The following is a 23,375-nucleotide window of genomic DNA, read 5'->3' as shown; positions in this document are numbered from 1 at the left end:
TAATAACCTTACATTTGAATTACTATTAAAAAAAAATATAAATTATGAAAAAATTATTGATTGCATTCTGTATGATGTTGGGCGTTGCCAGTGTTGCCACTGCACAGCAAGCTGCACAAAAACCAGCGGCAACCAAGTCGCCCGCGATAAAAGCTGTAAAAAAAGATGCAGCATCTGCTAAAGTGGTTCAAATGGATAAAACCAAGCCGGTGACATCATCTGGTCTTAAAGCTGACGGTACTCCGGACATGAGGCTAAAAGAAAATAAAGCCAAAATAAAAGCGGCACCCGTTGCAGGCCCTACCAAAAAAGACGGTACACCTGATATGCGTTACAAAGCAAATAAAAAGAAAAATTAAAAAGCATTTACTAAATTAAAAAAGCACCAGCTAACAACTGGTGCTTTTTTAATTTTCAGGCATTCATGTAAATATGGTCTTAAACAAACTGTCGCCAGCCTGGCTAAGCAAATTCAATATTATTTCCTGCTATTAAATAAAGTATAAAACAAGCTGATCTGTATAACGCCATTCTTAAAATTGGGATTTATACCGTTGGCAGGTTTAAAATCACCTACTTTGGAAAGACCTGCGGTATAGCGTGCTCCTATGCCTAAGCCGATTTTGCTATGGTAACCTATACCCCCGGCAATAGATAAATCAGTAGTTTTCGCAAGACTGTCAATACTACTACTTGATTCACTGATTTTAAACCCAAGTTGCGGACCTGCTTCAATATAAAATCCACTGGTACTTCTTAATTTTAGCATTACAGGAACATTGATGTAATTGATAGTAAGATTTTCATTGTGGGTAGCATCCTGATATTTTGCGCCTTGTGAAGAAAATAATACTTCGGGCTGAATGGCGAAAGTATTACCAAGAAAAAAGCTAACAAAGCCGCCAGCATGAAATCCAACCAGTGAGTTGGTTTTTGCATTTTGCCAGTCGCTATGTCCTGTAAAATTACTAATGTTAACTCCGGCTTTTGCGCCAATTTCAAATTTTTGTGCAAAGGCGGTCGTCGTAAGAAACATTGCACTTATGATCATAATTTTTTTCATAAACAATTTTTTTAAGGTGTGAATTAAAGAGAAATAATGCTGTTTATAGCAGTCAATCAAAATTACTGCCAGAATAATTACAATAATTTTAAGCCATGTTAACGAAATGCAATCATTAAAAGTGAATTTTTTTTCCATAATGGGAATTTTTCGCCACCACAAATGTTTTTTCCGGTATTTTTTTGTAAACAAAATAGCGGGCATATTATCCGGATAGGAGGACTAAAAAATATCGGTTATTCAAAATGTGTGAAGTATACGCTATTAGTAATTATTAGCGTAATATCAATCCATTTTAATTTTGGTTGCAGGAATTGTAGTTGTAAACCCAATGATTGCAATAAAGGTAAGGACCAGCGCAAACCCGCAGCCTGTAATATTAAATATATCAATGGCTGCCCCGGTAAAAGTTCCAAAAATATCAAGGTGGAAGTAGCTGCCATGGCTGTTCAGGAGAAATAGCAATTGATATTTCGGTAAGCCCGAACGTTAACGCACTATCGAGTACACGCCAGCATCAACCAATTAAAAGCAATTGTAACCAATGATAAATAGAAAAGTTAGGGCTTTAAGAAATTCATTTTAGATAATGATTTCACTTATTTGTACCAATTGCTTAACCTCAAATTTGATAACCAATAAGTCAGCCACAAAGAGCCCTTTTGCCATTGAACAGATATAAGTAATATAGTTTATCGTTTTTAGGTAGCAAGGTGTTTTAAAAACTTTCTTGTAATTAACACCGCACCAGTCAAAACGCTCAAAAGGAAATCTGCCAGCGAAAGGCCGGTTTTTAAATCTGCGGGCAATGATCATCACTCCCTAAATCTGTATCGCTTAAATAAAGGTTGTTTTTGATGGCCGGGGCTTCAACCCGTCTATCAAGCAAACACAAACCTGGATATAAAAAAATAAACTTATCGCAATACGGTAAATACTAATAATAGAAACAGGAAGGGTTAAAGACATATCAGGTGACTATAATGAAATAAAAAGTCAGACAAACTGTTCCATCAACTGTTGTAGGTTATATGTTGCACTACACAACGATACAAGTTTGCTGATTACACCTTCCACCAATGCGTCCGGGCAACTGGCACCACTGGTTAATAAAATTTTTACCGGTTGTTTTGAAGGTAAAAAACCTGCAGTGGTAAACTGTTGCTTTGTATGCAAATTATAATGCATAATTTCTGTTGATGAAAGTATATTTTCTTCACTGCTTATGAAATAAGTGGGTAGTTTGTGTTCACACAATTCAACCAGGTGAGAAGTATTACTGCTGTTGTAGCCGCCCACTACGATGGCAAGGTGTGCCGGGGTTTGTAAAAGACCATATACTGCCGTCTGGTTATCGTTGGTGGCATAACATAAGGTGTCCTTTGTATCTGCAAAATAGGTTTCAACGGTAGCTTCTGTTAAACCATATTTTTTCATCACCACTTGTTTTAAAAAATCTGAAATAGCCTGTGTATCGCTGGCTAGCATAGTGGTTTGGTTTACCACACCAAAACGTTGCAAATCTTTTGTAATGTTAAAGCCTTCAGAAAAACGGCCCGCAAATTCTGTATAAAAACCGGCAGCAGGTTTTTGGCCGGTGATATACTCACTCAGCGAAATTGTTTCCTGCATATCATTTACAACAATAGTGGGTGTGTTAAAAGCTGCATGCGAAAAAGTTGCACGGGTTTCTTCATGGGCAGGTTTACCATGCACCACCACACTGTAATTTTTAGTGGCAATCTGTTCACTTCGGTTCCACACTTTTTCAACAAAAGGGCAGGTGGTATCATATTTTTCAACAGGAATGCCGATGGCTTTTAATTTTTCTTCAATAAGCAGTGTTGTGCCAAAGGCAGGAATGATCACGACGTCATCTTTTGTGAGCGTTTCAAAAGGCACTAGCTGTTTGCCCGTGGGATCTTGCAAAAACTCAACCCCTCTTTGCAGCAGGTCTGTATTTACCTGCGGATTATGAATCATTTCACTTAATAAATAAATTTTTTTACCGGGGTTTTCGTCAATGGTTCTAAAAGCTATATCAATCGCATTTTCAACGCCATAACAAAAACCAAAATGCCGGGCTAAATATATTTGCAGGTTGCCAAAATCGAGCAGGGAAGGAGTATAATCTTTTTTCATTTTATCCTGCTGCCTGCGCTTATTTTTTACAGCCGCAATTAAAGGGCTTCGGTAAATGATGGGAACATTAAATTGTTTCATTATTACAAAGGTACATTGTTTGTGAATTTTTTTACTCCGATAGCTTTTTTATGGCTCAGGTTTGCAGTGATGCGGGTGGGTTGTTTGTAAAGCGGTAATGGTTGTATTTTACTAATGGGGTATAATCATCATTCTGTCTTACTTTTGATTTGTAAAATTGCCTGTCTGAAAATATTTTTTGCCTGCCGGTATTTCTCCGGTTTTTATAACACAATACGAAATCAACTGTAAAAATAAACCGCCGATATGAGTTTTAAAAAAGCTGCCTGGATAAACAATACCGATGTTTATGAAGTGAATGTTCGGCAATATACACCTGAAGGTACTTTCAATGCTTTTGCAAAAGAGTTGCCAAGGCTTCAGCAAATGGGTGTATCTACCTTATGGTTTATGCCCATTACACCCATTGCCCAGCAAAATAAAAAAGGTAGTTTAGGCAGTCCGTATGCATGTAGTGATTATACCGCCATTAATCCCGAATTTGGTACCCTGAATGATTTTAAGAAATTGGTAAAACTGGCACAAGGCATGGGTTTTAACGTAATTATTGATTGGGTTGCTAACCACACCGGATGGGATCATGTGTGGACAGTAACCAATCCGGAATATTTTAAAAGAGCCGAAAATGGTGATTTTAAAATTGCCAGTGGAATGAGTGATATTATTGAACTGGATTATCAAAATCCGGCGTTAAGGAAAGCCATGATTGATGCCATGGAATTTTGGGTAAAAGAATGTGATATTGATGGATACCGCTGCGACCTTGCATTTTGGGTACAGCTTGATTTTTGGATGGAAGCCCGGGCAGCACTCGAAAAAACCAAAACACTTTTTTGGCTGGCAGAAAGTGACCCGTTGGATCATCCGGATTATTACCAGGCTTTTGATGCCTGTTACACCTGGACCTGGATGCATAAAACAGAAGAATTTTATAAACAAGGACAGGATAAATATTTGTTGGATGAAGTGGTGCACCGGTACGACACAAACGGGGGCCCGGATGCTATCCCGCTTTGGTTTACCAGCAACCATGATGAAAATACATGGAACGGTACGGAATATGAAAAGTATGGTGATGCTGCCAAAGCCCTTGCTGTATTTAGTTTTACAAGAAATGGACTGCCTTTAATTTACAGTGGCCAGGAATTACCCAATTATAAAAGATTACAATTTTTTGATAAAGACCAGATAGACTGGAATGGAAAATATGAACTGCATGATTTTTATAAAACTTTGCTCACTTTGCACAAAAATAATACAGCCTTACGTGCAGGGGATGCCGCAGTAACCACCTATAATTTATCCATGAATAACGGAGATAAAGTAATGGCTTACCTGCGAAAAAATGGACAAGCTGAAGTATTGGTTTTATTAAACTTTAGTAAAGAAGCTTTAAGCTGCAGTATATTGGATGAACACCTGAACGGTAAATTTATCAATGTATTTGATAAACACGAAGAAGACTTTACAGGATTAAAAATTGTTGAATTACAGCCATGGCAATACCTTGTATATGAAAAATAATTTTATAATAAACAGTATGAAAACGATTGTAAAATTGACCAGTTTAAGCCTTGTTGCCTATGTTGCTTTTTTTACTGCCACTGCTCAAAAAAGCGCAGTAATAAAGGTTATAAAAAGTGGTACAGAAAAGAAGGTGGAAGTATTTGCAGGCGGTAAAATATTTGCCAGTTTTTTATATCCGGATTCATTGGAGAAGCCCGTGTTGTTTAATATACATGCTGCCGACGGAACCATTGTTACCAGAGGCTTTCCTTTAAACCCACAACCCGGGGAGCCCAATGATCATCCCCACCACATGGGTATGTGGTTTACTTTTGAAAATGTAAACGGCCTCGATTTCTGGAATAATTCTTACGCAATACCGCCAGAAAAAAAACATTCCTACGGCTGGATAAAAACAGATCATATTATTGAAACAAGCAGCGGAACAAAAGGTATTCTAAGCTATCATGCCAACTGGACAAATCAGCAAAATGAGGTCTTGCTGGAAGAAACTACCCGTTTTGAATTCAGCGGTACAGATCATCAGCGCATCATTGACAGGGTAACAGTTTTAAAAGCCAATACCAACCTGCTTTTCGCAGATGCTAAAGATGGTCTATTAGGAATAAGAGTGGCTCATGCATTACAAATACCAACATCCAAAGACCAGCAATTTACGGATGATAAAGGAAACGCAACCGTTGTAAAAGGTGGTTCCGATGCGATTGCAAATGGCAACTTTATTTCCAGCGAAGGAAAGCTGGGGGACAGTGTATGGAGCACCAGGGGCAGGTGGTGTAAAATGTACGGCAGAATGGGGAAAGATTCAGTGAGTATTGTAGTGATTGATCATCCGCATAATCCCAACTATCCTACTTACTGGCATGCCCGTGGGTATGGATTATTTGCGGCTAATCCATTGGGAGAAAAAATATTTACCAATGGCCAAAAGGTTAAAAATCTTTCCATTAAAAAGGGGGATAGTGTGGCTTTTCGTTACCGGGTAATTATAGATGAAGGAATAAATTCGTTATCTCTTAAAGAAATAAATAAACAGGCAGATGAATTTGGGCGGCAAAAATAATGTAGCATTTATTTGCCTGCACTTATCGGAATGGTAAGTGCAATAAAATTTTTACCTGCAGTGTCTTTTCCAATCTGTAATTTCCCTTTTAATATTCCAATTCTGGTAATGGTATTGTTAAACAAAATGTCTTTTTCGCGGAATTCAAGAGAATCTGTTACACAGTCGTCAGTAAATACAACCGACAATGTTTTCGTTTTTTTTATCTTAATAGTTATGTTTTTTGCTCCGGAATTCAGGGCAATTTGTATCTGATTCTCTATAATTCTAAAAATAGTAAGGCCTGTATTGGTATCAAAACTCCCAAAATTTTTCGTGTAAAAAAATTGAATATTAATGTTATTGTCTTTACCAAACTGGATTGCCATATCCTGAATAATATCTATGTAATTGTCATTATCCATCGTGGTAGGAACAAGGGTTTTTGTCAAATCTCTTACCTCTCTGATTAATTCGGTAATATGCCCTTTACTTTTTTTCAAAAAATGTCCGGACATTTCTTTAGACTCTTCTGCAAACTCTATATATAATTTAATGGCTGCCAGTGTTTGTGCAAAATTTTCTTGTAATTCATTGGCAATATGGCTTTTTTCTTTATCATAATTTGTAAGGGTAAGTTGTGCAAATTGCTTTTCTGCTTCTATAAGTAACTTACTTCTGTCAATAATTAATTTATTTTTTAGTCTTAGCTCCAGCAGTTTACTTACCTGGCCTGCGATAATTTCTAAAGCATGTTGCTGTTGAACAGAAAAAATATGTTTGGCCTTTGTATCAATTACGCATACAGTACCCACAGCGAACCCTGCTTCACTAATGATGGGCACGCCTGCATAAAAAGAAACGGCTAAGTCGCCGGTAACAAGCGGATTATCAAAAAACCGCTCATCCTTGTGCATATCATTTACTACCATCACCTCATTTTTTAACATGGCGTGTGAACAAAAAGAAATGTTTCTGCCGCTTTCTTTTTCGGTTATATTTTTTTTTGCTTTAAACCATTGCCTGTCTTTATCAGTAAAAGATATCAGCGCAAAGGGGCAACCGCTGATATGTACTGCCAGTGTAGCAAGATCATTAAAATCCTTTTCTTCCGGGGTATCAAGTATTTCGTACGACAAAAGATTTTTAAGCCTTTGTTCTTCATTATCTGGTAATATAGCGAACTGCATATTTATATTAGTGCATTTTATGTAAATTCAATAATAATAATGGTTGTAATTAAAAGAAAAAGGGATAGAGAAATAATTGAACCATTTTTTGATTATGCAAATAAAAAGTAGTTTTTTTATTATCTGCAAGTTAGAACTCAGGAATAATGTATACACTTTTTTTGCTCCTGTTCTGTAGTAATAAAAATACTAAATCTACCGTCGTATTTTTACTAAAAAAATGTTATTGTATTTCAAAGGTGAACAACAAGTTGTAACAACTATTTACGCAGGTACCTCAAAATTTTCTATATTACTCATTAAAATTTGACCCAAAAATAAGTCAGGTACATCCGTGATTATTTTTTAAAGGAGTAAATCTGCCATAAAATGTTTAGAAATTTACCAGCCTTCAGTTATTTGTTGTTAACCTGTATTTTATTTTTCAGCTTTTTTATTTGTACCAGTTTTGCCTGGTTGCAACCATTACGAATGATTATAAAAACTAAAACATATTATCTTGCATCAACGGGCGATGATAAAAACAAGGGAACTATTAATAGTCCATGGAAGACGATTAAAAAAATAAATGAAGTACATTTATTACCTGGAGATAAAGTGTTATTTTTAGAAAACTTACAAGGGTGCAGGCACATGACAATGGGTTTGCAGGCATTGCGGTTTTAGGAGCCTGTCAATTAAAAGAAAGCTGTAACAATATTTATATCGGTTATTGCAATGTAATCAACAATCAAGGCAGCCCTGTAGTGTTAGACCTTTGTCTGTAAACAGTATTGGCGCTTGTTTTGCAAATGAATAGTGCTCCGGTAACTCCGCATCATAATTTTTTATGAGATAAGTGAATGCTTATTTTTTGATGTATACATTTTAAAAACAGCTCGGTAAAGTTATGTAGCAAAAGAGTGCGACGCCAATAAAGTTTAATTAAAAAATAAATGCCTGGCTAAAAAAATCAACTCAGCTATTTATACTCTCCAAAAACCTTTCTTAGTTCGTCAGAAATTTCGCCGAGGGTGCAATAATTTTCAACAGCGTTAATAACAAAAGGCATCAGGTTTGAATTATTTGTTGCGGCGGTATGTATTTGCAGCAAGCATTCCGCTACTTTTTGATTATCCCTTTTTGCCTTTAATAATTTTAATTTTTGGCATTGTACTTCCCTGATACTGTCGTCAATTCTAAAACCAGGCACGGTATTTTTTTCATCCACTTCAAACTTATTTACGCCTACAATTATTTTTTCACCGGTTTCTATCTGGCACTGGTATTCGTAGGCGCTCTTGGCAATTTCATCCTGCATAAACCCCTGTTCAATGGCATGTACACTGCCGCCGAGGGCATCAATTTTTTTAATTAATTTCCACGCTTCGGCTTCTACCTCACCGGTAAGGTTTTCTATAAAATAACTTCCTGCCAAAGGATCAACCGTGTCGGGAACTCCACTCTCAAATGCTACAATTTGCTGGGTACGCAGGGCTATTCTTGCGGCCTGTTCGGTGGGCAGGCTCAGCGCTTCATCGTACCCGTTGGTATGCAAGCTTTGTGTACCGCCCAACACTGCGGCCAGCGTTTGGATAGTTACCCTGGTAACATTGTTTAAAGGTTGCTGTGCGGTTAGCGTGGCTCCGCCGGTTTGCGTGTGAAAGCGCAGCATCATTGCTTTGGGATCTGTAGCGCCCAGGTCTTTCATTATTTGTGCCCACATTTTTCTTGCTGCCCTGAATTTGGCAACTTCTTCAAACAAATTATTATGTGCATTAAAAAAGAAGGAGAGGCGTTTGCCAAAAATATTAATATCCATACCTTTTTGCAAAGCAGCCTGCACGTATGCCTTGCCGTTACTAAGTGTAAACGCAATTTCCTGTACGGCGGTACTGCCTGCTTCACGGATATGGTAGCCGGAAATAGAGATGGTATTCCACTTGGGAATTTCTTTGGTACACCACTCAAAAATATCAGTGATGATGCGCATGGAAGGTTTTGGCGGATAGATGTATGTTCCTCTTGCGGCGTACTCTTTTAAAATGTCATTTTGGATAGTGCCGGAAATTTTCTGCAGATCGGCACCTTGTTTTTTTGCCAGTGCAACATAAAAAGCCAGCAAAATAAAACCGGTAGCATTGATGGTCATGGAGGTGGTAATGTCCTGTACTTTAATACCATCAAACAATCGTTCCATGTCTTCCAGCGAATCGATGGCTACGCCCACTTTTCCCACTTCACCGTCTGATAGTTCATGGTCACTGTCGTACCCAATTTGCGTGGGTAAATCGAACGCCACACTTAGTCCACTTACGCCTTGCGATAGTAAATAGTGGTATCTTTTATTGCTTTCTTCCGCAGTGCTAAAGCCTGCGTATTGCCGCATGGTCCATAGTTTGCCGCGATACATGTCGGGTTGAACGCCCCTTGTAAAAGGGAATTCACCCGGTAATTCGTTGTTTGGTTTTGCATCTGCGGATTGATATAATTCTTTTATTTCAATACCCGAATCAGTGAATATATTTTTTGTATCTTCCATACACAGGGTTTGAGAATTTTATAAGAAAAGTAATAATAATGATGTTATCAGATTAGTTTTTTAACCTCGTATTGAATGGCACTTAAAACAATGCTGCTCAGTTCAGCATTGTCTGCTGTGGTATATTGAAGTATGGTACGGCTAAAATCCAGCGCACTTGCATCGGGGGGCAGCGAAGCAGTAAGTTCATTGATGATGTAAATATTTTGTTCCTTTAAATTTGTTACCGCTTTCCATACTTCGGGGTTCACATAGTTTTGCTGGGTAATGTTGTGTTCATATTCGGTGCGGATGGTTTCTATTAAACCGGCAGCCAGTTCGGTAGCGGAATATTGTGTGTCGTGCATTCTTGTAACCAGATTTTTTAAAGACATCCGGTCAGCAAGTAGCGTAAGCCTTTCGTAAGCCTGTAAACGTAACAGGCTATTATCAGGTGCAGCAGGTCGTTTCAGGTCAACAGTAGCTTTAAGGCTTTTAAATTCAGACATTAAATACACCAGTATTCCCAGCAGCATTACCAGTACAATACCAAAAATGATCAGGATGGTTTGCATGTCCTGCATTGTTATTTCCAATAAAATCATTTGTTATTTTTCTACAAAAGTAAAGGAAACTACTGCCAAATATTTCCTGCTTTCGAAAAGCTTTGGCAATAAACGTTTTTTAAAATTAGTTACCTTTGTTTATAAATTATTTCAGATGGAAACTATTACAGCCATAGCGCAACCCGTAAGTTTTACCAGCAGTGCCATAAACGAAATCAGGCGACTGATGGGTGTGGAAGGATTTGACACTACCCATGTTTTAAGGGTAGGCGTAAAAGGCGGTGGTTGCAGTGGCATGACTTATATACTTGGCTTTGATGCACCTGCTGATAAGGATGGACATTTTGAAATTGAGGGAATTCCCTGTATTATGGAAAAAGCGCATGGGATTTATTTAACCGGTATGCAGGTTGACTGGCAGGGCGGTTTAAACAGCAGGGGCTTTACTTTTAATAATCCCAATGCCAGCAAAACCTGTGGATGTGGTACTTCGTTTGCTGTGTAATATTTAGCGGTTAATTTTAATCTACAACGAATATTTTATCATCCCTCACTCATGAAAGTATGATGGGCTTCGTTGTTATTAATTACCTGGTAAGGCATTTCTGTTGAAATTATATATTTTCTGCCACCCAGCTTTTTGTGCAAAAATAATTGGCTTTTATTGCACCAACGCTTCGCAAGAAAGCCTATAAAATATTCCACTATTTTTTATGCGGAAGGAGAAATATTTATTCTAGGGCTTTTAAGTTTCCTGAATAAAATATAAAATAAGCAGTGAATTTTCTTCTCTGCCAGATGATAATGTGGATGGATATAACACTGTTATTCTGTTGAACTAAACCCTAAAGAAAGTCTCAATACTATTGAATTTTAGAAAGCTTTCCACAAAGCTAAAAAAGTACAAGAGGGCGATGCAACAATGATCCACATTGCTTCTTAGCCCGGACAATAAATCTTAATGGCACAAAAAATAATTACAACGGCCAACCTTTACGCCAAATCTTCCACCCATTTATCCCGGTCTTCGGGGCTAAATTTCCAGGGGGCAAAATTATTTTCTATATTGCCAAACATGGTGTTCCATTCCTGTGGGGCATTACTGTCTTCCATAATGAGTGAGCGGCGCAATTGTACAATAATATCTAAGGGGCTGATACTTACGGGGCACGCTTCCACGCAGGCATTGCAGGTGGTGCAGGCACGCAGTTCCTCTACCGAAATATAATTGTTTAACAGCGTTTTTCCATCGGGCTTAAATTCCGTGTTGGCTGTAATATTTTTACCCACTTCGGTTAAGCGGTCACGGGTATCCATCATTATTTTTCGTGGGCTCAATAATTTGCCTGTGATGGTGGCAGGGCAGGCTGCGCTGCAGCGGCCACATTCGGTGCAACTATAGGCATCTAATAAATTTTTCCAGCTTAAGTCCTGCACATCTTTAGCGCCAAAGGTGGGCGTTTGTGCATTGCCGTCAGTGGGTGCCAGTTCGGGTTGCATCATGTAGGTTACTTCGTTTTGTACGCTGGGCATATTGGTCATTTTACCCGGCAGCGGCAGCCTTGCATAATAGGTATTGGGAAAGGCCAGCACAATGTGTAAATGTTTACTGTACGGTAAATAATTTAAAAAAGCGAGTATGCCAATAATGTGTATCCACCAGCATGTTCTTTCAATGCTCATTAAAGTAGTAGCAGAAAAACTGCTGAAGATGGGTGCCAGCAAACCGGAAAAAATAAAGTTACCGGTATTGTGATAATGCCCGCTGCCCTGCAGTTGCAATGCCCGGTCGGTGGCATTCATGGTGAGAAATAAACTCATCAAAATGATTTCGGCGATGAGGATATAGTTGGCATCGCTGTGTGGCCAGCCATCTAAATCTTTGCTAATAAAACGTTTGAGCTTTAAAATATTTCTGCGGCTTAGGAATACTACACAAACAATAATAACACCTGCTGCAAGTATTTCAAAAAAGTTAAGAAGAAAAGTATAGAAGCTTCCAAGGAAAGGAAAGAATAAACGATGTGTTCCAAAAATGCCGTCCAGCACAATCTCCAATACCTCCAGGTTGATGATGATAAAACCGGTATAAATCACCAGGTGCATCACTGCTACCAAAGGATTTTTAAACATTTTTTTTTGCCCCAATGCCAGCAGCAAAAGGTTTCTCCACCGTTCCGGTTTATTATCGTTGAGGTGTTCTGCAACGCCTAAAAAAATATTGCGGCGTATTTGCAAAATGTTTTTTGTAAACAACCAAACGGCTGCTGCAAGTATTGATACGAAAATAATTTGTGATACAATATACATGACTTTCATTTGTGTCGCTAAGGTAATTATCAAAAACCAACTACACTAATTATGTGTAATTATTGATTATTACTATACTTTCGTGCTACACAAATGGAGGTATCAGCATGGCAAATAAAAAATATATCCTTACAAAAGAAACAGCCGAAAAAAAACTTCGCCGTATGGCACTGGAAGTAGCAGAGCGTAATTATGGCGAGCAGCAATTGGTACTCGTAGGCATTAAAGACAGCGGCCTGATTATTGCCCACAAGATTAACCATTATTTAAAGGAAGTTTTTAAAGGCGAGGTAATTGTAACTGCTTTAATTATGGATAAAAAAAATCCATCCACCATTGTAATTGAGCCTGCCATTGACTTTAACGATAAAATTATTTTACTTATTGATGATGTTGCCAATACCGGCAAGGCAATGCTGTATGCGTTAAAACCTTTCCTGGAAACGCATCCTAAAAAAATACAAACCCTGGCGTTGGTAGAACGTACCCACAAATCGTTTCCCATTGATGTGGATTATGTTGGCCTGTCTTTTTCCACCACATTGGATGAACATATTTATGTTGAGGTGGAAGGCACCGAGGTTCTGGGGGCGTGGATGGCGGAACAAGCACTTGCCCAACAAATCATCCCCCGGGAGTAACAATTGTAGCATAAGCTAATTCGCTGTTTCATTCTTTTTTTGTGTCAACTTTTTTTTTGCTTTGGTTTTAAAAGTGAAGCGCATGCACTTTAAACTTTCCGTTGCTAAACTCCAGGCTGGGCGTGGGAAATTTGAAGGCACTGAATACAGTTAGCAAAAACCGGATTCCTTTTTTATTGGTTTTTATTTTAGTGAGGTCAATGTCAGGCGCAAAGTACCATTGGCGGTAGCGTTTAATATCGCTGCGGTCGAATGCGATGTTTCCTTCTTTATCTTTTGCCACATTATTTCTTGCGCCATACATACCTTCTGCGCCATAGCCCACTGCCACGCCTAACCAGGCGGGTAAATTGCTTTTAGGTAAAAAAGATTTCAGGTTGGCACTGGCCCAATAGGTTTGTGCATTGTAATCTTTAATCAGCCGTTGTGCAAGCGTTTTTCCATAGAGGTCATTGGCACGCTGGTTTAGTTGTACATCGCCATAATTATTTTTATGAAACGAAAATTTTATTTTTATTCGTTGGTCATCCCAGGCCAGCTCTTGTCCGACGAGTAAGGCACTGCCCGCAACATTCGCACTAAAATCTCCCCAGCTAAATCCCCATTCTGTACTAAACCCATCCATTACCTCAAGGGCAGTTTGGTACACTACACCGCTTAAACCTCCCAGCCAGATCCGCTTTTTACGATTAATGCCAGTCCAGCGCCACAGTTCCATACTGGTCCGGCTTTCAATATAGGCACTGTAAAAATGCCCCACTTTATCAACCTGCAGCCACTCTGCATTGTCATTAAAAAAATGAAAACTGCTGCGGGGATAATCTTTATACCACGCGGTATTTAAAGCCACCAGTATGGAGCCATATGCCGCAACATTGGCTATGGCAACCGCTTTTACTCTTTTTTTTATTTGCTGTGCCGTAAGCTGCGGTTGGTTTATCAATCGTACCGGCCCTTCATTTAATGTATCGTAAGCAGTAAGTTTTAAACTATCCTGCGAAAAAACCTGCAGTGAAACAACAAGGATGATAAAAAGGAGTAAGGTTAGTTTTTTCCCGATCGAATATTCATTGACTTTATGTTGTTCAAAAACCTGCCTGTCCCATAAAAAACATCTCATAAAACAAAAATAATATTATCTGACGTTAATGAGATACGAAACATTTATTTTTGAGGACTTAAAATAAGAAACCATGGATATAAATATTCAACACAAAATTGACGGCTGGTTATCCGGCAACTACGGGCAATCTGTAAAAGACGCCATCAATCAATTGCAAAAAGATAATCCGGATGAACTGGCGGATGCGTTTTATAAAAATCTTGAATTTGGCACGGGTGGCTTACGCGGCCTGATGGGCATTGGAACCAACCGCGTGAACAAGTATACCGTAGGCATGGCAACACAGGGTTACGCCAACTATTTAAAAAAATGTTTTGCAGGTGAAGTAAAAGTGGCCATTGCGCACGATTGCCGCAACAATAGTCGTTTTTTTGCTGAAACAACGGCCAATGTTTTTGCAGCCAATGGCATAAAAGTTTTTTTGTTTGAAGCCTTACGTCCCACGCCGGAGTTAAGTTTTGCTATCCGTAGTCTTGGTTGCAAGGGTGGCGTGGTTTGCACAGCTTCTCACAATCCAAAAGAATACAACGGGTACAAAGCATACTGGGATGATGGTGCACAAATGGTAACGCCGCACGATGAAAATGTAATTATTGAAGTAGATAAAATTACTACCGTAGATGAGGTAAAATGGAGTGGGGGCGAAGCCAATATCACTGTCATTGGCAAAGATATGGATGCAGCCTACCTCGCTATGGTAAAAGGTTTAAGCGTTTATCCCGAAGTGTGCGCTGCGCAACACGATCTTAAAATAGTGTATACACCCATCCATGGTACGGGTATTACTTTGGTGCCGCAGGTGCTGGCTGAATTTGGTTTTGATAATGTGCATATTGTAGAAGAACAAAGTACACCTGATGGTAATTTTCCAACTGTGGTATATCCCAATCCTGAAGAGAAAGAAGCCATGAGTATGGGGCTTGAAAAAGCCAAACAATTAGATGCAGATATTTTGCTGGGTACAGATCCTGACAGCGACCGTGTTGGCATTGGCGTTAAAAATACAAAAGGCGAATGGGTGTTAATGAATGGCAATCAAACAGCAGTGCTTGCATTTAATTATATGATTGAGGCCCGTAAAACAAGGGGCATCAATCAACCCAACGATATGGTGGTTAAAACTATTGTTACTACCGATATGATTGATGGTATTGCCAAAGCAAGTAATATTGCCTGCTACAATGTACTTACCGGTTTTAAATGGATCGCCTCTCTTATAAAAGAAAAAGAAGGTAAAGAAAATTACATAATTGGTGGCGAAGAAAGTTTTGGTTTGATGGTGGGAGATAAAGTAAGAGACAAGGATGCCATTAGTGCTGTTGCATTGTTGTGCGAAATGGCCGCTTATGAAAAGAGCAAGGGCCTTAGTTTATATGCCAAGATGATTGACCTTTATGTGCAGTTTGGATTGTATAAAGAAAACCTGGTAAGCATTACCAAAAAAGGAATGAATGGTGCAAAAGAAATTGCGGATATGATGGAAGGTTACCGAAGCAATCCACCTGCCACCATTGATGGCGTTGCAGTAGCGGATTTGCTGGACTATGAATTACAGGTAGGTAAAAATTTGCAGACAGGCGAAACTTATCCCATTAATTTACCTAAAAGCAATGTGCTGCAGTTTGTGCTGAATGATGGTACAAAAATTTCAGCAAGGCCCAGCGGTACCGAGCCTAAAATAAAATTTTATTTTAGCGTAAACACCCAACTTTCTGATGCTGCAGATTTTGAAGCAGCCAATCAATCGCTGGATGAAAAGATTAAAAGGATGATTGATGAAATGAAATTGAAATAGGTTTAATTTTTTTATTTTACCCGGGTGCCGAATTTTATTCCGGCACTTTTTATGGGTAAATAAAAAACGATCACCTTAACCAATTAAGTCTTTTTGTTTTATTGCTAAAAATTGGTGTAATTCGTGGCAGTTAAAACAGCTATGAGAAATTACGAAGATACTTACCGTCATAAAGGCCTGCGAAAAAAATTAATGGATGTTTTAAGAGATAAAGGCATTACAGATGAAACTGTACTTGCGGCGATGAACCAAATTCCCCGCCACTTTTTTTTAGACAGTGCCTTTGATGAAATTGCTTACGAAGACAGGGCTTTCCCGATCAGTGAAGGACAAACAATTTCACAACCTTATACTGTGGCTTATCAAACGCAATTATTGCAGGTAAAGCCGTTTGACAAGATACTGGAAATTGGTACGGGTAGTATTTACCAGGCAACAGTGCTGGCAGAAATGGGCGTAAAAGTGCTCACCATCGAGCGGCAAAAAGTATTATTTGAAAAAACAAAAACTTATATTTTTAAATCAAAGTATCCCAATCTTAAATTTTTTTTTGGTGATGGATATGAAGGCCTGCCAACATACGCTCCATTCGATAAAGTGATCATCACTGCGGCAGCGCCGGCGATACCACCTAAATTAATTGATCAGCTAAAGGCAGGTGGTAAAATGATTATACCGGTTAACGAAGGCGAACATCAACGCATGTTGCGGATAACAAAAAATGCAGATGGAAGCACCAGCGAAGAGGCATTTGATAATTTTTCTTTTGTACCTATGCTAAAAGGAAAGCAGGGATAATCTTATCATTAAAAATGCAATCTGTAAGATGAAATTTTTTGCAAAACTTGTTTTTATATGTAACTGTTGTTTTATAGTTGCGGTAATATTGCGCCTGGTAGAAAATGCGCATAAAAAAGAGGGCGTTTTTAACGGCAGCATAAAAATACAACCCCTGGAGAGCATGTTTGTTATACTGGGCTATGGAGCAATTTACATCAACTTTGTTTTCAATATTTTTTTACTGATTTCATTAGTATCCAGGGGTAAAAAAACTCCTTTGCCCTGGTTGTATGTGGTTAACTTTTTATTTCTGATTGTACAGATATATTATTTCTTTTTTAGCAATTATTAAGTAAAACAAAGCATATTACGCTGACTGCCAAATTATGTTGGTTTTTACTTCATTTTTTGCAGACTAGGCATCGGCTGCTGATGTTGATAATTTGTATGTTCAACTAAACCTGAAATTTTTCCAGGGGATTATCCTGGTTTCATTAATAACTTTGTAGAAAAATAAATTACAAAATATCCTTTCCATAAAACTTCTTACAAAATGATTTAAGCCGCCATAGGCAACGATACTGCCGAAATAATTTTGCATTCAATTATAACTCAACCCATGTGTGGTCTGCCAATAGTTTCACCGGAGCTATAAATTTTTTATATGGCCCGGCGCCACCACCAAATTCTTTCGCACTTATCATTGACAGAATATGCGTATCATCCGATTTTTGATACAAATAATAAGTATGGCCTATTACAGGCACAAAGCTTAGCCTGGCATTGTATATCAGCATACTTAACTCTTTGCGCATTTGTATTTCCTGCGCCTGAATAGCAAGTAATTCAATTTGTCTGCGTATCTGGCTAAGCTGCATGTTTGTTTGTTCTTCCATTGCAGTTAAAGCTTTGTGACGAATTACACCCGCTTCATTCGGTTTAATTACGGCTCCGCTTACCGAAGTAGAGTAGGGCATCACGCTTAATTGCTTATGGTAAATTTCTGTGTTGGTATAGGCGTTACCGTCTGGCATTGTACCACTGAGCACTGTTTTTAAATATCCGTTGGGCAATAGTTCGTTGTGTACCTTTAAAACAACCTGTTCGTTTTTGATAAATGATATTTCGAAATTAAGCGCATCTGAAAAACAGGTTTTGGTAAAATTTGCAAGGGCTGGTTCGTCGAACCGAAATTGATCTTCTTCCCCACTTAGTGTATAAGAAGAATTAAATGCTTCATTTTCCAGGGAAACCCAATTGATACTGACGTTAATTTGATTTTTATTTTCCGCACCCTCTATTTTGTATATGCCGGATTTTGGCCTGTCGCCAAATTCATATATTCCTTTCTCCGGAAACAGTTGCCACGACCCGATGAAATTGTAAGCTTGAATCATATTATGCTAGTACTATTTTTTAAAAAGAAACTTAATACAAATTCGAAAGGTGTTTTGTTTGTATCAATGCAAATTCAATGAAACCTGGTGTTGCAATGCCGTTGGATTATGTCTGCTATGAAAAAAAAAAGCATGGCTTTTGCCATGCTAAAAAATCTGAAAGAAATTATCGCTAATTAATAAATTATCAATTATAACGTCTTCTCATTTGTAAAGACGTTCGTTGCTTTTTTTTAAGATTCCACATGTCGATTGACCCAAACGTGCGGTTAAAATCTTCTTGTCTTGACTCTGTTGCAACTGCTTCATTTAATGATTCTTTCAGTTCACCATTTTTGATAGAGGCACCATTACCTGATGTATCACTTTTCATATCTCTAATTTTAAATTACTAAATAATATCGCCGGGATCAGTTTTTTAAAGCACTTTCCGGAGATTTTCCTTAGCAAGCAATAGTTAGAGGGACAGTTTAAATTACGTAATTACTGTTTTGCGCCGCAAAGATACGACACATTGTTTTATTACATTTCTTTATTTAATGTTTAACCGTTAAATTTCCTGTTAAAATATTACAAAAGCAATTTATGCAGAGCAGCGATATTCAATTTCAAAATCTCCATAATAAAATGCAAATTGTGTCTTCAAGTTTAACTAAAAACTAAAAAATAAAAAATGAAAACGATCGGACTGATTGGAGGAACATCCTGGTATTCTACCGTTGACTATTACCGTGTAATAAACGAAACTGTCAACAAGCAATTGGGAAGTAATGCTTCGGCAAAAATTTTACTGTACTCTGTAAACTTTGAGGAAATTGTAACACTTACAAAACAGGATAATTGGGCTGGTATTGAAAATATTTTAAGTACTGCTGCTAAAAAACTTGAAATAGCTGGCGCAGATTGTATGCTGCTTTGCGCCAATACCATGCACATTGTTGCAAGCCAGGTGCAGGCTGCCATTGGTGTGCCGCTTTTACACGTTGCAGAAGTAGTTGCGGGCGCACTTAACCGGCAACAAATAAAAACGGTGCTTTTACTAGGAACCAGATATACCATGCAAGGCGATTTTTATACATATTGCTTTCAAGAGCATGGCATTAAAATTGTCATTCCAAACAAAGCGGAAAGAGAATTGATCAACGATAGCATTTATAATGAACTGGGGAAAGGTATTTTATTAGAGCAAACAAAAAAAATGTACCTGGATGTAATAGAGAAAAATATTATCGAAGAAGGTATTGAGGGAGTCATTTTAGGGTGCACGGAAATTCCGTTGTTAATCAAACAGGTAGATTGTACAATACCGGTATTTGACTCAACATTGTTACATGCAACTGCCGCAGTTGATTTTGCTCTTAGTCTGTAAAGTTGTTACTTATCACCAAAATCTGTTAAATTTAATCAAATCAATACCTTTATAAAGTAAATTTTAAAGTGCAACGATGTTAAAAAAGGCTTTGCCGGTTATTTTTTCATTACTTGTTTTTTCTTTTTTTTCATCCGGTCTATTAGCCCAGGAAGTTAAGGAAAACAAGGATACTTTTTTTTTAGCTAAAAAGGGAGGCTTACTAGGCAAATTAGCAAAAAGCATTGCTACCGATCCTCCGGCAACGGATGCTGTTATGGTGGTAAATCCATTTATTATCCACACAGGTAAAATAATCCGGAATATTGAATTTCTGCGGCTGGGGTTTGAAAGAACCATTTTTGATACAACGATTATCAGAAATAATTTTGGTGCCATTGTAGCCAATGGTTTTCATAAAAAAACTATCCTTAAAACTTTACACAATAATTTATTTTTTAAAGAGGGTGATAAACTTCAACCTTATCTTTTGGCCGATAATGAGCGTAACCTCCGGCAGCAGGTGTACATACAGGATGCCCGTATTATTATTGACACCATTGCCGGTGTCAATGATTCGGTAGATGTAATTGTTATCACCAAAGATATCTTTCCTTTGGGTGGCAGTGTTGATATGGGCAGTGCTACAAAAATTGGTGTGCGGATAAAAAATGAAAATGTAGGTGGTTCCGGTTCCCAGCTTTCTTTTAGCAGTTTATATGACAGAGACCGTAATCCTGCATTCGGCTATGATGCAGGTTTTTTAAAGCGCAACATTATGGGGAGTTTTATCGACTGGAGTTTTGGATTTCAAAATTACAGAAATGCATTCAACAGTGGCAGGCCGGAGGAAACCTATTTATTTACTCATTTTGAAAAACCACTTGTAACACCCTATATTCCCTGGATAGGCGCGGCAGATATTGCATGGAATAAAACAAGCAATAATTATATTTCAGACTCATTGTACCAAAGTGATTTTAAATACAGCTTCCGCAATGTAGATGTGTGGTTTGGTTATAATTTCGGCAGCCAGCGCCTTTTGTTTAAAAACATGAAAACACGGGTTCGTAAATTTATTGCTATGCGAAATTTCTACCAGCATTTTACTGATATACCCGCCATTAATCATCAAATATATGATTACCGGTATGCCAATATCAGGGGTACTCTTGCTGCGGTCAGCGTATTCAGGCAGGAAGCATACAGGGCTAATTTTATTTATGGGTTTGGAAGAAATGAAGATGTACCCGAAGGTTTTAGTGCATCATTGATAGGCGGGTGGACAAGAAAAGAGGAAAGGAACAGACCTTATTTTGGACTGGATGCTTTGCGAAGTCATTTTTCAAAAAGGGGATTTTACACCACCTATACTTTTAAAATGGGGGGGTATATTTATAAAAACCAATGGGAAGATATTGACATACTATTTAACATAGATCATTTTACCAAACTAAAAAAATTGAAAGGAAAATGGCTTAACCGTAATTTTTTCCGTGGGGGTTTTACAAAACAAATTAGTCCGGTTTTAGATCAGCCTTTAAACATAAACAGTGTTTTTGGGCTTCCTTATTTTCGCGGATACCCGGGCCCATCAGATATAAGAAGCACTATTAAAGCAGAGTCAGTCTTTTTTAATATGCAAAAATTCTGGGGGTTCAGGCTGGCTCCTTTCTTTTTTGTAGACATGTCTGCGCTTACACCAACCAATCAGTCGTTTACCAAAACCGATTTGTATAGTGCAATTGGTGCAGGCGTAAGAACAAGAAATGAAAACTTAACTTTTGGTACGATAGAACTAAGAGGATATTATTTTCCCAGAACAGTTGCGGGAATGAAAAACTACAAGATAGAACTCGGTACCAATATCCGCTTCAAATATAATAACGTATTCATTCGCAAGCCGGACTTCATTTTGCCTAACTAATACAGAAAAAAATATTTTAAAAAAAGTTTGATAATAATTTGATTGGCAAGATAAAATGGTATTACTTTAGGATACAAAAAAATAGTTCTTCCGTAGAAACGGAAGAACTTTAACGATTGCTTGCCATATGAAATTCTTAGGTTATTTTGAAACTGATTATTAATCAGTTAATTTTCTTGATTATTGCAATTTGCTAACGATTGCTTGCCCACTTTTACGATTGCCTGCTATATCTTTAACACATCTTCACTTTCTTAAATCGAAAGTAGGGTGTGTTTTTTTACGTTCATAATCTTGTTATGAGCAGTTTGATTATGTCAAGAAGGGATTTATTTTTTAGAATCCTTATTGGTATTGTGTTATAATTAAAATTAAAAATGATGTCCAACCGATTTACAGATACATTATTTCAGCTTATCCAATCACTTGAAAAGGCTGAAAAAAGAAATTTTAAGCTTTATATTAAAAGAAGTTCAGGAAACGAAGACTTAAAGATCATAGAATTGTTTGATGCTTTAGATAAACTAACAGAGTATGATGAAACTGTTTTGCTTAAAAAGTTACCTTCTATCAAAAAACCGCAGTTATCTAATATTAAAGTTCACCTGTATAAACAATTGCTTTCGAGCCTTCGGCTTTTGAAAAGTACCGGAAGTATTGATTTGCAGTTAAATGAGCAATTGGATTATGCAAGGATATTGTACAATAAAGGATTGTATGTGCAAAGTCTTAAAATTTTGGAAAAATTAAAAGAAGTTGCAAAAACACATTATAAATTTAATTTTCTTACACAGGTAATTTCATGGGAAAAAAAGATTGAAGCCTTGCACATTACCCGCTCAATGCAAAACCGGGGCGAACAGTTGTCTATGGAAGCCGTGGAAGTAAATAACCGGGTAGATAATGTAGCAAGGATGTCGAATTTAGCACTGCGTTTATATAGCTGGTATATTAAAAATGGCCATGCCCGTAATGAAAAAGATGAAAAAGATGTAAAGAATTTTCTGTCGGATAATTTACCTCCCGGTGCACATTTTCAAACTGGTTTTTATGAACGGCTGTACCTTTATCAAAGTTATTGCTGGTATGCTTTTATCCGGCAGGATTTTTTAATGTATTACCGGTATGCACAAAAATGGGTTGATATTTTTAATGAACAACCCCTGATGATAAAAGTAGAAACGGGCTATTATATCAAAGGCATGCACAATTTATTAAATGCTCATTTCGACCTCAGGAATTACCAGGGTTTTGAAAATGTACTAAAAGCTTTTGAAGCCTTTTCTACCACAGAACTTGCCATGCATCACGACAATCACCGCATACAAACCTTTGTGTACATCAGCGCATCAAAAATTAACCAGCATTTTATGCTGGGAACATTTTCTGAAGGATTAAAAATAGTAAAAGGCATTGAAGAAAAGCTACAGGAATATTCACTTTACATTGACAATCACCGGCTGCTGGTTTTTAATTATAAAATTGCGAATTTGTATTTTGGCGCAGCCAAATATGGTATCTCAATTGATTATCTGCAAAAAATAATCAACGGCAATGTAGAAATGAGAAATGATTTACAGTGTTATGCCAGGCTGCTGCACCTGATGGCCCATTATGAACTCGGCAATTTTGATATCATTGAATCACTGATAAAATCTGTTTACCGTTTTATGGCCAAAATGGAAAACCTTACCGTAGTAGAAGAAGCAATGTTTAAATTTTTACGCAACTCGTTTAAGTTATCAAGGCAAAAATTAAAGCCAGAACTGGAGAAGTTTTTACAAAGTATAAAAGGGCTTGAAAAGAACCGTTTTCAAACGCGGAGTTTTGCTTATTTGGACATTATATCCTGGGTGGAAAGTAAAGTGTATCAAAAACCTTTGAGTACAATTATTGAAAATAAATATTTGCAACAAAAAAAGCGGATTTATATTTCCGGTTAA

Annotated in this window: 21 protein-coding genes; 12 read left to right on the top strand and 9 right to left on the bottom strand. The window is 37.6% G+C overall.

Going from position 1 to position 23,375, the window contains the following annotated elements; translation table 11 throughout:
* The first annotated feature begins 44 nt into the window (after window positions 1–44).
* Window positions 45–359: a hypothetical protein gene (locus H7254_RS10310; RefSeq protein WP_301932887.1), complete on the top strand. Its 315-nt coding sequence runs from the start codon at window positions 45–47 to the stop codon at window positions 357–359.
* Window positions 360–478: 119 nt separating this feature from the next.
* On the opposite strand, the gene H7254_RS10305 is transcribed toward H7254_RS10310, so the two are convergent.
* Complete coding sequence (locus tag H7254_RS10305) at window positions 479–1,063, bottom strand: porin family protein (protein ID WP_301932886.1); 585 nt, start codon at window positions 1,061–1,063, stop codon at window positions 479–481.
* A 996-nt stretch (window positions 1,064–2,059) separates the two neighbouring features.
* Window positions 2,060–3,286, bottom strand: a complete 1,227-nt coding sequence (locus H7254_RS10300) for a 4-hydroxy-3-methylbut-2-enyl diphosphate reductase (RefSeq protein WP_301932885.1) — start codon at window positions 3,284–3,286, stop codon at window positions 2,060–2,062.
* Between the two features lie 246 nt (window positions 3,287–3,532).
* Here H7254_RS10300 and H7254_RS10295 point away from each other — a divergent pair, with 246 nt between their 5' ends.
* Both H7254_RS10295 and H7254_RS10290 read left to right on the top strand, forming a co-directional pair.
* A complete protein-coding gene (locus H7254_RS10295) occupies window positions 3,533–4,810 on the top strand; it encodes an alpha-amylase family glycosyl hydrolase (protein ID WP_301932884.1) in 1,278 nt (425 codons plus the stop codon).
* Between the two features lie 16 nt (window positions 4,811–4,826).
* A complete protein-coding gene (locus H7254_RS10290) occupies window positions 4,827–5,876 on the top strand; it encodes a PmoA family protein (protein WP_301932883.1) in 1,050 nt (349 codons plus the stop codon).
* A gap of 8 nt (window positions 5,877–5,884) precedes the next feature.
* On the opposite strand, the gene H7254_RS10285 is transcribed toward H7254_RS10290, so the two are convergent.
* Window positions 5,885–7,045: a GAF domain-containing sensor histidine kinase gene (locus H7254_RS10285; protein ID WP_301932882.1), complete on the bottom strand. Its 1,161-nt coding sequence runs from the start codon at window positions 7,043–7,045 to the stop codon at window positions 5,885–5,887.
* A 471-nt stretch (window positions 7,046–7,516) separates the two neighbouring features.
* On the opposite strand from H7254_RS10285, the gene H7254_RS10280 reads away from it, so the two are divergent.
* Window positions 7,517–7,711, top strand: a complete 195-nt coding sequence (locus tag H7254_RS10280) for a hypothetical protein (RefSeq protein ID WP_301932881.1) — start codon at window positions 7,517–7,519, stop codon at window positions 7,709–7,711.
* A 295-nt stretch (window positions 7,712–8,006) separates the two neighbouring features.
* On the opposite strand, the gene H7254_RS10275 is transcribed toward H7254_RS10280, so the two are convergent.
* Together H7254_RS10275 and H7254_RS10270 are read right to left on the bottom strand one after the other, a co-directional pair.
* The gene (locus H7254_RS10275) at window positions 8,007–9,566 is read right to left on the bottom strand and encodes a methylmalonyl-CoA mutase (protein WP_301932880.1); all 1,560 of its coding nucleotides are present in this window, start codon (window positions 9,564–9,566) and stop codon (window positions 8,007–8,009) included.
* A 47-nt stretch (window positions 9,567–9,613) separates the two neighbouring features.
* Entirely contained in the window at window positions 9,614–10,150 is a 537-nt protein-coding gene (locus H7254_RS10270; protein WP_301932879.1) for a hypothetical protein, read from the bottom strand.
* Window positions 10,151–10,265: 115 nt separating this feature from the next.
* On the opposite strand from H7254_RS10270, the gene H7254_RS10265 reads away from it, so the two are divergent.
* Complete coding sequence (locus tag H7254_RS10265; RefSeq protein ID WP_301923397.1) at window positions 10,266–10,616, top strand: iron-sulfur cluster assembly accessory protein; 351 nt, start codon at window positions 10,266–10,268, stop codon at window positions 10,614–10,616.
* Window positions 10,617–11,104: 488 nt separating this feature from the next.
* Here H7254_RS10265 and H7254_RS10260 read toward each other — a convergent pair whose 3' ends face one another.
* Window positions 11,105–12,421, bottom strand: a complete 1,317-nt coding sequence (locus H7254_RS10260) for a (Fe-S)-binding protein (RefSeq protein WP_301932878.1) — start codon at window positions 12,419–12,421, stop codon at window positions 11,105–11,107.
* A gap of 107 nt (window positions 12,422–12,528) precedes the next feature.
* Between H7254_RS10260 and H7254_RS10255 the strand changes: the two genes are divergently transcribed.
* Entirely contained in the window at window positions 12,529–13,062 is a 534-nt protein-coding gene (locus tag H7254_RS10255; RefSeq protein ID WP_301932877.1) for a phosphoribosyltransferase family protein, read from the top strand.
* A gap of 67 nt (window positions 13,063–13,129) precedes the next feature.
* Here the strand turns inward: H7254_RS10255 and H7254_RS10250 are convergent, their stop codons facing one another.
* Window positions 13,130–14,182, bottom strand: a complete 1,053-nt coding sequence (locus H7254_RS10250; protein ID WP_301932876.1) for a DUF2279 domain-containing protein — start codon at window positions 14,180–14,182, stop codon at window positions 13,130–13,132.
* Between the two features lie 73 nt (window positions 14,183–14,255).
* Here H7254_RS10250 and H7254_RS10245 point away from each other — a divergent pair, with 73 nt between their 5' ends.
* The 3 genes from H7254_RS10245 (at window position 14,256) to H7254_RS10235 (ending at window position 17,112) form a co-directional block, all read left to right on the top strand.
* A complete protein-coding gene (locus H7254_RS10245; RefSeq protein ID WP_301932875.1) occupies window positions 14,256–15,980 on the top strand; it encodes a phospho-sugar mutase in 1,725 nt (574 codons plus the stop codon).
* A 141-nt stretch (window positions 15,981–16,121) separates the two neighbouring features.
* The gene (locus tag H7254_RS10240) at window positions 16,122–16,778 is read left to right on the top strand and encodes a protein-L-isoaspartate(D-aspartate) O-methyltransferase (RefSeq protein WP_301932874.1); all 657 of its coding nucleotides are present in this window, start codon (window positions 16,122–16,124) and stop codon (window positions 16,776–16,778) included.
* A 28-nt stretch (window positions 16,779–16,806) separates the two neighbouring features.
* A complete protein-coding gene (locus H7254_RS10235) occupies window positions 16,807–17,112 on the top strand; it encodes a hypothetical protein (protein WP_301932873.1) in 306 nt (101 codons plus the stop codon).
* Between the two features lie 253 nt (window positions 17,113–17,365).
* Here the strand turns inward: H7254_RS10235 and H7254_RS10230 are convergent, their stop codons facing one another.
* Window positions 17,366–18,157 carry a DUF2452 domain-containing protein gene (locus H7254_RS10230; RefSeq protein ID WP_301920725.1) on the bottom strand — a complete coding sequence of 264 codons (792 nt, stop codon included), beginning with the start codon at window positions 18,155–18,157 and terminating at the stop codon, window positions 17,366–17,368.
* A 187-nt stretch (window positions 18,158–18,344) separates the two neighbouring features.
* Entirely contained in the window at window positions 18,345–18,530 is a 186-nt protein-coding gene (locus H7254_RS10225; RefSeq protein ID WP_301932872.1) for a hypothetical protein, read from the bottom strand.
* A gap of 300 nt (window positions 18,531–18,830) precedes the next feature.
* Here H7254_RS10225 and H7254_RS10220 point away from each other — a divergent pair, with 300 nt between their 5' ends.
* The 3 genes from H7254_RS10220 (at window position 18,831) to H7254_RS10210 (ending at window position 23,375) form a co-directional block, all read left to right on the top strand.
* Window positions 18,831–19,526: an aspartate/glutamate racemase family protein gene (locus H7254_RS10220; RefSeq protein WP_301932871.1), complete on the top strand. Its 696-nt coding sequence runs from the start codon at window positions 18,831–18,833 to the stop codon at window positions 19,524–19,526.
* A gap of 76 nt (window positions 19,527–19,602) precedes the next feature.
* On the top strand, window positions 19,603–21,432 hold the full coding sequence (locus H7254_RS10215; RefSeq protein WP_301932870.1) for a hypothetical protein: 1,830 nt from the start codon (window positions 19,603–19,605) through the stop codon (window positions 21,430–21,432).
* Window positions 21,433–21,809: 377 nt separating this feature from the next.
* Complete coding sequence (locus tag H7254_RS10210) at window positions 21,810–23,375, top strand: hypothetical protein (protein ID WP_367875435.1); 1,566 nt, start codon at window positions 21,810–21,812, stop codon at window positions 23,373–23,375.

Source organism: Ferruginibacter sp., assembly GCF_014377975.1.
Lineage (GTDB): Bacteria > Bacteroidota > Bacteroidia > Chitinophagales > Chitinophagaceae > Ferruginibacter.
This window is presented reverse-complemented; position numbering and strand designations above follow the sequence as displayed.